This window comes from Nocardia elegans NBRC 108235, from assembly GCF_001612845.1.
In the GTDB taxonomy this organism is placed as follows: domain Bacteria; phylum Actinomycetota; class Actinomycetes; order Mycobacteriales; family Mycobacteriaceae; genus Nocardia; species Nocardia nova.
In genome coordinates this window covers 237,724-248,748 of the sequence record NZ_BDBF01000007.1, presented here as the reverse complement: position 1 = coordinate 248,748, position 11,025 = coordinate 237,724, and the positions used below count along the sequence as shown (strand labels likewise).

General features: G+C 65.3%; 14 protein-coding genes and 1 pseudogene. 8 read left to right on the top strand and 7 right to left on the bottom strand.

The annotated features are described in order from the left end of the window. Positions 1 to 228 (bottom strand): annotated as a pseudogene (locus tag NE2_RS36975) (tyrosine-type recombinase/integrase); the annotation flags it as partial. A 100-nt stretch (positions 229 to 328) separates the two neighbouring features. Here NE2_RS36975 and NE2_RS36970 point away from each other — a divergent pair. Continuing rightward, positions 329 to 1,504 carry an efflux permease Rv1217c-related protein gene (locus tag NE2_RS36970; protein ID WP_063024992.1) on the top strand — a complete coding sequence of 392 codons (1,176 nt, stop codon included), beginning with the start codon at positions 329 to 331 and terminating at the stop codon, positions 1,502 to 1,504. A gap of 6 nt (positions 1,505 to 1,510) precedes the next feature. Continuing rightward, the gene (locus NE2_RS37785) at positions 1,511 to 1,702 is read left to right on the top strand and encodes an efflux permease Rv1217c-related protein (protein ID WP_507755168.1); all 192 of its coding nucleotides are present in this window, start codon (positions 1,511 to 1,513) and stop codon (positions 1,700 to 1,702) included. A gap of 150 nt (positions 1,703 to 1,852) precedes the next feature. Here the strand turns inward: NE2_RS37785 and NE2_RS07265 are convergent, their stop codons facing one another. Continuing rightward, positions 1,853 to 2,041, bottom strand: a complete 189-nt coding sequence (locus tag NE2_RS07265; protein WP_157110923.1) for a hypothetical protein — start codon at positions 2,039 to 2,041, stop codon at positions 1,853 to 1,855. Between the two features lie 281 nt (positions 2,042 to 2,322). On the opposite strand from NE2_RS07265, the gene NE2_RS07260 reads away from it, so the two are divergent. From NE2_RS07260 to NE2_RS07245, 4 genes are all read left to right on the top strand, one after another. Continuing rightward, the gene (locus tag NE2_RS07260; RefSeq protein ID WP_063024988.1) at positions 2,323 to 3,141 is read left to right on the top strand and encodes an alpha/beta fold hydrolase; all 819 of its coding nucleotides are present in this window, start codon (positions 2,323 to 2,325) and stop codon (positions 3,139 to 3,141) included. 105 nt (positions 3,142 to 3,246) lie between these two features. Next, positions 3,247 to 3,555 (top strand): PadR family transcriptional regulator, encoded by a 309-nt coding sequence (locus tag NE2_RS07255; RefSeq protein ID WP_063024986.1) that lies wholly within the window; start codon positions 3,247 to 3,249, stop codon positions 3,553 to 3,555. After that, on the top strand, positions 3,552 to 3,908 hold the full coding sequence (locus tag NE2_RS07250; RefSeq protein ID WP_063024984.1) for a DUF1048 domain-containing protein: 357 nt from the start codon (positions 3,552 to 3,554) through the stop codon (positions 3,906 to 3,908). The genes NE2_RS07255 and NE2_RS07250 overlap by 4 nt, the downstream gene beginning before the upstream one ends. Before the next feature lies 1 nt (position 3,909). Continuing rightward, a complete protein-coding gene (locus NE2_RS07245; RefSeq protein WP_063024982.1) occupies positions 3,910 to 4,236 on the top strand; it encodes a DUF1048 domain-containing protein in 327 nt (108 codons plus the stop codon). A gap of 883 nt (positions 4,237 to 5,119) precedes the next feature. Here the strand turns inward: NE2_RS07245 and NE2_RS07240 are convergent. Beyond that, a complete protein-coding gene (locus NE2_RS07240) occupies positions 5,120 to 5,503 on the bottom strand; it encodes a hypothetical protein (protein WP_063024980.1) in 384 nt (127 codons plus the stop codon). A gap of 747 nt (positions 5,504 to 6,250) precedes the next feature. Here NE2_RS07240 and ku point away from each other — a divergent pair. Both ku and NE2_RS07230 read left to right on the top strand, forming a co-directional pair. Next, a complete protein-coding gene (ku, locus tag NE2_RS07235) occupies positions 6,251 to 7,207 on the top strand; it encodes a non-homologous end joining protein Ku (RefSeq protein ID WP_063024977.1) in 957 nt (318 codons plus the stop codon). 194 nt (positions 7,208 to 7,401) lie between these two features. After that, positions 7,402 to 8,154, top strand: coding sequence for an RDD family protein (locus NE2_RS07230; protein WP_063024975.1), 753 nt, complete (start codon positions 7,402 to 7,404; stop codon positions 8,152 to 8,154). Positions 8,155 to 8,221: 67 nt separating this feature from the next. On the opposite strand, the gene NE2_RS07225 is transcribed toward NE2_RS07230, so the two are convergent. The 4 genes from NE2_RS07225 to sufU all read right to left on the bottom strand — a co-directional run bounded on the left by NE2_RS07225 (position 8,222) and on the right by sufU (position 11,004). After that, entirely contained in the window at positions 8,222 to 9,484 is a 1,263-nt protein-coding gene (locus NE2_RS07225) for an acyl-CoA dehydrogenase family protein (RefSeq protein WP_063024973.1), read from the bottom strand. 124 nt (positions 9,485 to 9,608) lie between these two features. Further along, the gene (locus tag NE2_RS07220; RefSeq protein ID WP_082856945.1) at positions 9,609 to 10,043 is read right to left on the bottom strand and encodes a DUF4189 domain-containing protein; all 435 of its coding nucleotides are present in this window, start codon (positions 10,041 to 10,043) and stop codon (positions 9,609 to 9,611) included. 99 nt (positions 10,044 to 10,142) lie between these two features. Further along, positions 10,143 to 10,514 (bottom strand): metal-sulfur cluster assembly factor, encoded by a 372-nt coding sequence (locus tag NE2_RS07215; RefSeq protein WP_036526216.1) that lies wholly within the window; start codon positions 10,512 to 10,514, stop codon positions 10,143 to 10,145. After that, positions 10,507 to 11,004, bottom strand: a complete 498-nt coding sequence (gene sufU / locus NE2_RS07210) for a Fe-S cluster assembly sulfur transfer protein SufU (RefSeq protein ID WP_063024969.1) — start codon at positions 11,002 to 11,004, stop codon at positions 10,507 to 10,509. Before sufU ends, NE2_RS07215 begins: the two co-directional genes overlap by 8 nt. Between the last annotated feature and the right edge of the window lie 21 nt (positions 11,005 to 11,025).

Here is an 11,025-nt window from a genome sequence, read left to right as displayed (position 1 = left end):
TTGCTCCTGCACAAACCGTGCGGGATAACCGAATTCGGTCCAATGAGTGACAGCACTGTGACGCAGACAATGCACATCGAGAGCGTCGTCCAAGCCTGCGGCCTCCCTCACCGAAACGAACGCCTCGTTGATCGAGCGTGGAGACAACCGCCCCACCCGTTCAGTGATCCAGAGCGCAGGATGTTTGCCGGGCGAGAATCGGGGTCGTAACTCGGTCAGCCATTCATTCCCTTGGGGCGTTGTTCTCACCGATGCGGAGCCGGCGTCGTGATACGGGACGCTAAATTGGGGGAAGGCTCCGAGAGCGGAAACGGCCACCGCACGGGCCTTGAGCGGGGTCCCGACGGCCGCGGACCGCGCGCGTCTGGTGGCGATGATGGGCACCAACATCGGCCTTACGGCACTGTTCGGACCCTCACCCGACATCGATACTCCGGCCGGATATGCCGCGACGCATGCGGTCGGCGTACTGGGGATCATCGGCGCGGTGTGGGGGCTGCTGGCCGCCACCCGCGCGCTGCGCGGTGAAGAGGACGCCGGTCGCTGGGAGGTGCTGCTCGCCGGTGCGACCACCGCCCGTCGTGCGGCCGCCGCCGCACTGGCTGGCCTCGGCATCGCGTGGCTCGCGCTGTGGGCGGTGACAGCGACGATCTACACAGCGACCGGACGCTACCATGATGCTCGATTCTCGGTTGCCACAGCTCTTTTCGCTGCCGCGGCGACAGCTGCCGCAGCGGCGGTGTTCCTCGCAGTCGGGGCTCTTTGCAGCCAGCCTGCGAGCAGTCGCAGGCAGGCGGCCGCGCTGGCGGGGGCAGTATTCGGGGTGGCCTACCTGGTCCGAGTCGTCGCATACAGCACGACCTCACTGCGCTGGCTGCGCTGGGCCACCCCGCTGGGCTGGGTCGATGAGACGCATCCATTCATTCGCAGCCACTGGCCACCGCCGCTGGCGATCGCTGCCACCGTCACCGTGCTGGTGGCGGCGACGATCAGGGTCGCCGGCGCCCGCGACCTCAACACCGGCATCCTGCCCGGCCGCGACACCGCCCCGGCCCATACGCGACTGCTCAACGACACCATGGGATTGGCGTATCGGCTCGAGCGAGGCACCGTACTCGGCTGGGGCGTCGGACTCGCGGTCGGCGGCTTCATCGTCGGACTCATAGCCAAGGGTTCCACCGACATCTGGGCCAACCAGACCGGCGGCCTCTTCGTCGCCATCGCGCACGCTCGAGGCGGTGCGGCCCGACCGGTTGCCCGGACGCCGTGGCTGGCACAACGATTCGTCGTATCGGTCACAGTCCTGGCCGGGCTCGGAACAGCCGCCGCCGTCTTCGTCTGGGCCGGTACCGCCGTGACCAACGCCGGATTGAGCTTCGGCACCTTGCTGGCTGCCGGAATCAACGTCATCCCGGTCGGCATCCTTGTCCCGGGCGTCGGAACACTCGCACACGCACTGCCGCCACGATTCGCACGCTTGGTCACCTACACAGTTGTTGCCTGATCGTTCCTGCTCGAGATCATCGGCGCCGGCCTCGGCCTCGACCACTGGCTGCTGGATCTGTCGGTCCTCCATCACATTTCCCGTGCGCCGGCCGAAGCGGTGAACTGGAACACCGGGGCCATGCTCACAGCGGTCGGTATCGCGGCAGCGGCTGCCGGAGCCTACGCGTTCTCCCGCCGAGACCTGCAAGATTCCTGACCACTGAACCTGAGGCCTTCGTCCGCCCATGACCACGCGCCGGGATACTCGAAATGCACCGCGCCAGCTGGAAGTCCAAACCGCGGCTCGGCGGGAACTATTGCCGAGCCCGCGGTCGGCGCGGCTGTAGGTCTGGCGGGGCCCGTGACGTCAGAGCCCGAGAATGCTCTTGCGTTGGGCGTCGGTGAAGTTCACCAGGGCCGGTGAGGCCCATGATTGATGGCGGTAATCGATCCACTCACCGGCGCGGGTCTCGCGCAGCATCGCCTCACGCCACAAGGGCTTTTCCGCCTCGGGCAGGTTCGAGGCCTCCAGTTCGCGGATCTTGTTCGTCCGCACCGTTTTCGCCAACGGGATCTTTTTCGGCGCACCGGTGAGTTCCGGCCACCCTGCAGCCTGGACGGTCTCGATGCTGGCGGCGTTCTCGGCGTCGTAGTTGCCGCAACGACCTCGGTGGCCTCGCGGACCTCGCCGGCATCGTGATCGGCGCGCACCACGACTGCATTCCGCTGCGACAAATCAACCATCACAACATACCTTGACCAGCTGAAATGCGGTGTCGGTGACCGTGTCAGGCGGTTGTCAGGGCAGTGTCAGGCCCGACACCGAAAGTTATCGGCATGACGAAGAACAGCAGCATCTCGAACGCCTCGAACTGGACCGGCATGGTCGCCGTCGACGACACCGCCCTCGCGGTCACCGACACCGGCGGGGCCGGCCTTCCGATCATCTACTGCAACGGGCAGTTCGCCACCCAGGGCTACTGGAAGCGGGTCATCGCCGACCTCGGCCCCGGCTTCCGCCACATCACCTTCGACGAGCGCGGACGCGGCAAGAAGTCGAAACTCTCCGCGGACTACTCCTTCGAGGCCGCCGTCCGCGACGTCGACGCCGTCCTGGAAGCCCGCGGCGTCGACCGGGCGCTGGTCGTCGGCTGGTCCTACGGGGCCTTCGTCGGCGCGCACTGGGCCGCCCGCAATCCCGGACGGGCCCTGGGCGCGGTCCTGGTCGAAGGCGCACAGCCCCACGACTGGCTCGACGACGCCATGGAACAGCGCATCCGCAAGCTGTTCAAGCGACTCAGCCCGATCACCACACTCCTGCGCCCGACCGGCCTCACCCCGCGCCTCAGTGCCGCACAGCAGGCTGAATGCAATATCGAACTCGGCAAGATCGCCCGCGAAGCCGCCCTCGGTCCGGTGCTGGACAGCATCACCGTCCCCACCCGATACGTCGTCGCCTCCGGATCGTCGTTCGGAAGCAAAGGAGACGAGCAGGAACGCATCCGCGCCAGCCTCGACGCCGTCTGCGCCCGCAACCCCCACATCCACATCCACGCCAAAGTCCCCAGCAACCACGACCACATCCTCCGCAAGGACTTCCACGCCATCGCCGACGCTGTCCGGGAGGTCGCTCACCCAGCGCACGAGGACCGGTGACGAGCATCGCGACGCCCACTACTCTGTGCTACTATCTACCAGTAGTAAGTGCCACTAAATAGTGGGCTTGAGGGAAGTGAGGCCGCCACGAACAATCTGACGGAAATGCTGAAGGGAACGCTCGAAGGTTGCGTTCTCCAGATCATCGGCAGCGAAGAGACCTACGGATACGTCATCACCCGCCGGCTGCAGGAACTCGGTTTCTCCGACGTCGTCGAGGGGACCGTGTACACCATCCTCATGCGACTGGAGAAGAACAAACTGGTCGACGTCACCAAACGACCGTCCGAAGTCGGGCCGCCGCGCAAATTCTACGCACTCAACGACGCGGGGCGCAGGGAACTCGCGACCTTCTGGGCGAAATGGGACTACGTCTCGACGCGCATCAACGAACTCAAGGAAAGTGGGACATGAACTTCTGGGAGACGATCACAGGAAGCGATCTAAACAGAGAATACAAAGCCTTCCAGGCTCGGGCCGAGACCCTGCCACCAGAGTATCGAGCGGCGTGGAGCGAAATCCAGGCCCACCTGTCGCTGCGCTCGGACTTCACCGGCCGCGACCTGATGCCGATCCTCGACAGCACGCTCGGCTTTCTCGAGGAAACGGCGGCGGAGGGCCAGAGTGTCCACGAGGCGCTGGGCGACGATATCGCGGGCTTCTGCGCGGCGATCGCCGGACAGGAACGAGCCAAGGACTATCGCGACAAATGGCGCGAACAACTGAACCGGAACGTTGCCCGGAAACTGGGCCGGATAGGAGCATGAAGTGAGCATCCGCGACGTCATAGAAGGCAAGAAGCAGTGGCGGGCACACCTCGCCCGTGTCAAGACACTCCCGGCCGATTACCAGATCGTCTACGAGGAGATCCAGAAGTACTTCTTCAAGGTCGGCCCGGTCGAACTCACCGACGGCAACCTGCTCTCGGGAATCGTCGACTTCTTCGAGCGAGGAGTCGCAGACGGCAAAAGCGCCACCGAACTCCTCGGCACCGATATCGCAGCCTTCGCCGACGACCTGATCAAGGACTCCCGAACCCACGCCGACATCTACCAGGAATCCATCCGGAAACGAATCGGCAAGGAAACGACATAGTCTCCGTTACCTGCGCAACGCAAGGCGGCGTTCGCGAACTCAGGCGTATCGCCAGTCCGGCGACCACTCGCACTTGCCCGTGTTGTGGTTCCGTTCGCCCACCTAGTATCTCGAAACCGACGCCAAGGACAGATGTACCCGGCGACGCCATCACCCCGAAACCCAACCGGGAACGGTCAGTGCTGATGTCGAATTCTGTTGCATAACAAAATATTTGAGCAAACATACGAGAATTCGGAGGTCGAGTCTCGGGTGCCGGACAACGTCCTCCTCGACCGGGCGCCCTCACCGCTCCGGCGCCGCCCAGCCGCTACGGCGGTATAGGCCGGCGGATTACCGGAGGCGAAGTACTGGGAGCTGATCCTGGCGGGAGTGGGTCCGGTCGAGGCGGCCCGCCGGAGCGGGATCGGACGCAAGACCGGATACCATTGGCAGCACGAGAACGGCCTGCCACCGGCACGGATCTCCGATGAGGTCCGATCAGAACGGTATCTGAAGCCTGGCTTCGGGAGTCTGGTCGGGCAGTAGCCGGGTCAGGGTGTTGAGCGCACCGGCGTCACTGATGACCAACGGCGCTCGGAAGGTCGGTAAGCGGCAGGCGATATCGCGACGCGGTCGCCGGATTGTCGGGCTTCCAGCGATAGGACACGAGAATGACGTCATCAACGCAGGAGACCGCGATGTCGCCGAGGCGGATCCACGGGGTGCGACCGTCCGGGGCGTCGTGTGGCCCTCGGCGTACTGGCCGGACCTGGCCTGTGCTTGTCAGCGCCGCTGGAGGCGGCAACGCGGCCGCCTCCAGCAAGTAGGAGCGCAAGGACTCCGCAATGGCGAGCACCCATGACGGTGATCTGCTGGCACTCTCGGTCGTTTGCCCAGTGTGTCATTCACCCGACGGCATGGCGCTGGGCCGAACGCGGCGGGGCAGAGCGGGCGCAGCGGCGCCAGGTGACCGACCCGGCTCGATGCGGGCGCCGCGGTCGAGGCTGCCCGAGATCGGGCGACGCACCTGCTGCACGGCGGCCAGGTCGGCTCTCATCTTCACATTGTGTGCCTCAGCGACCGCCGCGCACACCTCCGCGATCACCGAATCCCGAAGCGGCGCGACTCTTTCCCGCCATTCCAACGCTCCGCAGCTCTCGCCTTCGAAGTCGACATCGAGCTGGCTGACATATCGATGCAAAGCCTGCGCTTCGGTCACAGACAAGATCGGTGTGGCGCGCAGCAGCCGCGCCACACTACGAAACTGGGATTCGATCGACACCACGAGCTACCTCCCACCACGCGAACGAACGGGAAACACACCAAGAGCAAGGATCCCCACCAGCGTAGGCCTTAGCGCCACCCAACCCGATCCAGCAAGCCGATGGCTCGTCGATCAGCACCCTCGGTCCTGATCCCGGACCGTTCCGGTCGGCGCAGGTTGGCGGACGTTTCTTCCTGTGACGGAACAAATCTGTTCGGTCCAACGCCAGCCGTCTGCTCCGCCGGCCCGACGCTCCACACAAAATCGACGATTCGCGGCAGACACCAGCCACCGGCACCCCCGATACCCGATTGCCCCCTCCGGCCACAGCGGTCGAAGACGGGTGGACTCGCTCATCCGTCCGCGGGTCCCACCGAAGCAACGGCGCCGCAGTGACAACCAAGCAGATCCCTCGTATCGCCGCCCACGGCGCAGACTCACCCGATGCCGCCATCGCACATTGACGATGTAAACAACACAGTCGACAACTAATGTTTAGATGCGCATATTCGTAACGCAACATTGCATGCCGGCCAAGGCGGGCAAAACGGCGAATCGACCCTGACGGGCGGTTCAGCTGTCGGCGGGAAACGTCTCGAGAATAGCACTGGACGTGGGAAAACGGCGGCTGTATCAGGACGTCCACAGGACGTCACAGGTCCACAAACAGCAACAAACACCAACCGACAACACTCACCAACAACCACGAACCCGCAGGTCGCGCCGCTTCGCCGGACAAAACCAACCGGTCATCAGTAGCATCGAAGGATGCGATCGATCTGGAAGGGTTCCATCGCGTTCGGGCTGGTGAATGTTCCGGTGAAGGTTTATACCGCCACCGAGGACCATGACATCAGGTTTCATCAGGTCCACGCCAAGGACGGCGGACGGATCAAGTACGACCGCGTCTGCACGGTGTGCGGGCAGTCGGTGGCCTTCGCGGATATCGACAAGGCGTACGAGTCGCCCGAGGGCGACAAGGTGATTCTCACCGACGAGGATTTCGCGAAGTTGCCGGTGGCCGAGAAGCACGAGATTCCGGTGCTACAGTTCGTGCCCTCCGAGCAGATCGATCCGATCCTGTTCGACCGCAGTTACTACCTCGAGCCCGACTCCACGACACCCAAGGCGTACGTGTTGCTCGCGAAGACGCTCGATCAGGTGGATCGGGTCGCGCTGGTGCATTTCACGCTGCGGCAGAAGACGCGGCTGGCGGCGCTGCGGGTGCGTGACGGGGTGCTGGTGTTGCAGACGCTGCTGTGGCCGGACGAGGTGCGGGCCGCCGAATTCGAATCGCTCGACGATGCCGCCGCGCCGCGCTCGCAGGAGGTCGCGATGGCACAGACGCTGGTCGACAGCATGTCGGAGGATTTCGATCCCGATCAGTACACCGACGAGTATCAGATCGAGCTGAAGAAGCTGCTCGACGAGGCCATCGAATCCGGATCCGACCGCGTCACCCGCCACGAAGAAGCCGAACCGGCGCAGATGGATGCCGAGGTGGTCGATCTGGTGGCTGCGCTGCAGCGCAGCCTCGAAGCCACCGGCCGCGGTGGGGAATCCGCGAAGTCGAGCCGGGGCCGCGCCTCGAAATCCGCGGCCGAGTCGACCGCGAAGGCGACCACGAAGCGGACCGCGTCGAAATCCACCGGCAAGTCGGCGAGCAAGTCGACCGCGAAGAAAGCGGCGCCCAAGGCCACGAAACAGACTCGCAAGGGGGCATAGCGCCCAGTCCGCGCCGATTCCGGGACATTCGCCGAATCAGGCAATCGTGAGATATCCGACTGTTCGGCGCGCCCATTGCGCGCGGGTCGGCCATACTTTGGCGGGGCCTGGCGGTTACCGTACGGTGCAATCACAGTTCGACCCGGTCGGGGCCCGGATCGTCCCCGTACCACCAGCTTCCGGAGGAACCACATATGACCAACCCGTCGGACCCGAACGGCCCGTACGGCCAGCCGGGGCAACCGGGCTACGGGTATCCGCCCGCCGGCCCGCAGCCGGGCTACGGCGCACCCCCGCCGGGTTACGGCGCGCCGCCGCCCGGATATGCAGCTCCCCCTCCGGGTTACGGGACCCCGCCTCCGGGATACGGTGCGGCACAACCGAATTACGGTGCGCCCGGCTACCCGCCGGCCGGACCCGGATACGGCTATCAGCAGCCGGGATTCGGCCCGCCCGCACCGTACGCCAGCTGGTTCGCGCGCGTCGGCGGCTACCTCATCGACGCGCTGATCGTCGGCGTCCCGCTGGCCGTCCTGTACGGGCTCGCGTTCGGACTCGGCACCAAGGACGTGGACTGCTCGTTCGACGACGACCCGTACAGCTCGTCGTATTCCTACTCCAGCACGTGCACGGGGGGCGGCCTGACCGCGGTCGGCATCATCCTGTTGCTGCTGGCCATCGCCGTGGGCGTGGGCCTCGGACTGTGGCTCATCCATCAGGAAGGCACGACCGGTCAGACGCCCGGTAAGAAGGTCGTCGGCATCCGCGTGATCAAGGAAGCCGACGGTCAGGTGCTCGGTTTCGGCATGGCCTTCGTGCGCAAGCTCTGCCACATTCTCGACAACGCCCTGTGCGGCCTCGGCTACCTGTGGCCGCTGTGGGACGAGAAGAACCAGACCTTCGCCGACAAGATCGTCGGCACCATCGTGGTGCAGGCTCAGAAGTAACGTCGCTACCCAGCGCTGTCGCGGCCCCGCGGTTCCCTCACCGGACGCGGGGCCGTTTCGCGCGGCCTCACACGCCCTTGGGCGACCGGGAGGACATGAATCCGAACAGGTAGCCCGCTACTCGCCGCATCTGAATCTCCTCCGCCCCCTCGGTGATTCGATAGCGGCGGTGGTGGCGGTAGATGTGTTCGAACGGCTGGTGGCGGGAATAGCCGAGGCCGCCGAACACCTGCATGGCGCGATCGGCTGCCTCACAACACAATCGGTTGGCCCAGTAATTGCACATCGACACCTGTTCGGACGCGGCGAAGGTGCCGTGACGATCCATGGTCCAGGCGGTCTTGTGGATCAGCGTGCGCAACATCTCGCACTGGGTGTGCAATTCGACCAGCGGGAACTGGATCGCCTGATTCTCGGCGAGCGCTTTACCGAAGGGCTTGCGCTCCTTGGCATACGCCACCGCCCGGTCGATGCAGTATTGCGCCGCTCCGAGACTCGACGCCGCCTGGCGAATCCGGTTCTCGTTGAAGAAGTGCTGGACCACCGCCAGACCGCGGCCCACGGGTCCGAACACGGCGTCGGCGCCGACGCGCACATCACGCAGGGTGACCCGGCCGTGATCGGTGGGCATGTTGAAGGTCCACAGATATTCCTCGACCGTGAATCCGCGGGTATCCGGGGGCACCAGGAATGCGGTGATACCGGCGCCGTCACCCGCCTCGCCGGCGGTGCGCGCGAAGATCAGATCGGCGTCGGCGGTGTGAATGCCGGTATTCCAGGTCTTTTCCCCGTTGATCACCCAGCCGTCGCCGTCGCGTATCGCGCGGGTGTCCATATGGGTGGCGTCGGAACCGTGTTCGGGTTCGGTGATGCCGAAGGCGAAGAACTTCGTGCCCGCCGCCAGGCCCTCCACCCACTCCGCTTGCTGTTGCGGCGAACCGTATTCCAGCATCAGCAGCAGGCCCACGTTGTTGGCGACCACGGCATGTTCGTTCTGTAGATCGCAGTGCAGGCCGAGTCCCCGGCGGGCGAGGTGTTCGCGGATGACGGCCATATCGAGGTTGTTGCCGCCGCGGCCGCCGAATTCGGGTGGGAAGGCGTAGCGGTAGTGCCCGGCGGTATCGGCTCGGCGGCGGGTCTCGGCGAGCAACTCCTCCCACTCGGCGCTGGGCAGCCCGCCGCGATCCCAGTCGGTGCGCGCGTCCTCTCGGCGGTGGTCGAAGAAGCGGATGTTGTCGTTATCGCGTTCGAGCGGCACGATCTCACGGTCGATGAAGGCATCCAGTTCGGCCAGATAGTCGCTGAGCTCGGAGGGTATGTCGAAATCCACTGCTGCTCCTACCGTTTCGGCCGGTCCGGCAATTCGGCCCTCACGATATCGCGCAGCAGGCCTTCTCGGAGAAAACGACGGCAGCCGACCTGGAACCGGGTCGGCCGCCGCGGGTGTGAAACGTTCAGTGCGCGTTCGCGGTGCAACTGCTCAAGGCGATGTTCGCCGGGCGCGGGATCGCGCTCCCCAGGTCGGGGAACGGCGGGGCGCTCGGCCCCAGGAAATCCCTCGCCTGCTTTTCCGCCTCGACCTGGGTCGGACCCCAGCCGACCGCGATCCGGCCGTCCGCTCCCTGGGCGACAGCACCGCAGCCGTTGCTGAAATCCAAGATGACGCGGCAGTCACCGCGGCCGCAGTGCGCCCGGGCCGCGGCATCCGCGCTGGGCGCGTCGGCGAAGTTAGTGGCCGCGGCGACCACTCCGCTGCTGTCGGAGTAGGCGATCGCACCGTGCAGGTCACCGTCGGCCTGAGCCGAACCGGCGGCACCGGCCACCGCGAAACCCGCACCGGCCATTACCGCGACGGCCGCCGAGCGGACGCGCGTAAACATATGGGACATCCGTGAATCCACCCCGTTCGAGTCTGCGTACTGGACGCAGGCGATCCTGCTTCACGGCGGACCCGGATGTCCACTTCGCCCCCTACCCGGTGGCGAGAATCAGACCGTGAAGCCCAGTGCGCGCAGCTGCTCGCGGCCGTCGTCGGTGATCTTGTCCGGACCCCACGGCGGCATCCAGACCCAGTTGATCTTCAGATCCTCCACCAAACCGCTGCGTACCAGCGCGTTTCGCGACTGGTCCTCGATGACGTCGGTGAGCGGGCAGGCCGCGGAGGTGAGGGTCATGTCGAGGACGGCTACGTCCTCCTCGACCCGCATCCCGTAGACCAGTCCCAGATCGACCACGTTGATGCCGAGTTCGGGGTCGACGACGTCACGCATCGCCTCTTCCATATCCTCGAGCAGCGCGATCTGCTCCTGGGAGAGTTCGGCCTCGGTGTTCGTCTGTTCGGTTGCCGGCGTCTCAGTCATGACGTTTCCCATTTCCGGCGGACCCGTTGCCCATGGTCCGCTTGGTCTCTTCGGCCGAGGTTATCCGCACTACGGCGTCCTTGAACGCCATCCAGCCCAGCAGGGCACATTTCACCCGGGCCGGATATTTCGCCACACCGGCCAGCGCGATGCCGTCGCCGATCATGTCCTCGTCGCCCTCGACCGTGCCGCGGCTCGAGATCATCTCGCTGTAGGAGTCGACCACCTTCAGCGCCTGCTGCACGGGCTGGCCGATGACCTGATCGGTGAGGATCGAGGTGGCGGCCTGGCTGATCGAACAGCCCTGCCCGTCATAGGACACATCGGCGACGTCACCGTTGTCGTCGATGTGCACCCGCAGGGTCACCTCGTCACCGCAGGTCGGGTTGACGTGATGCACCTCGGCACCGAACGGCTCCCGCAGCCCGCGGTGGTGCGGATGCTTGTAGTGGTCCAGGATCACTTCCTGGTACATCTGTTCCATACGCATTGCGAAATCTCACGCCCCGTT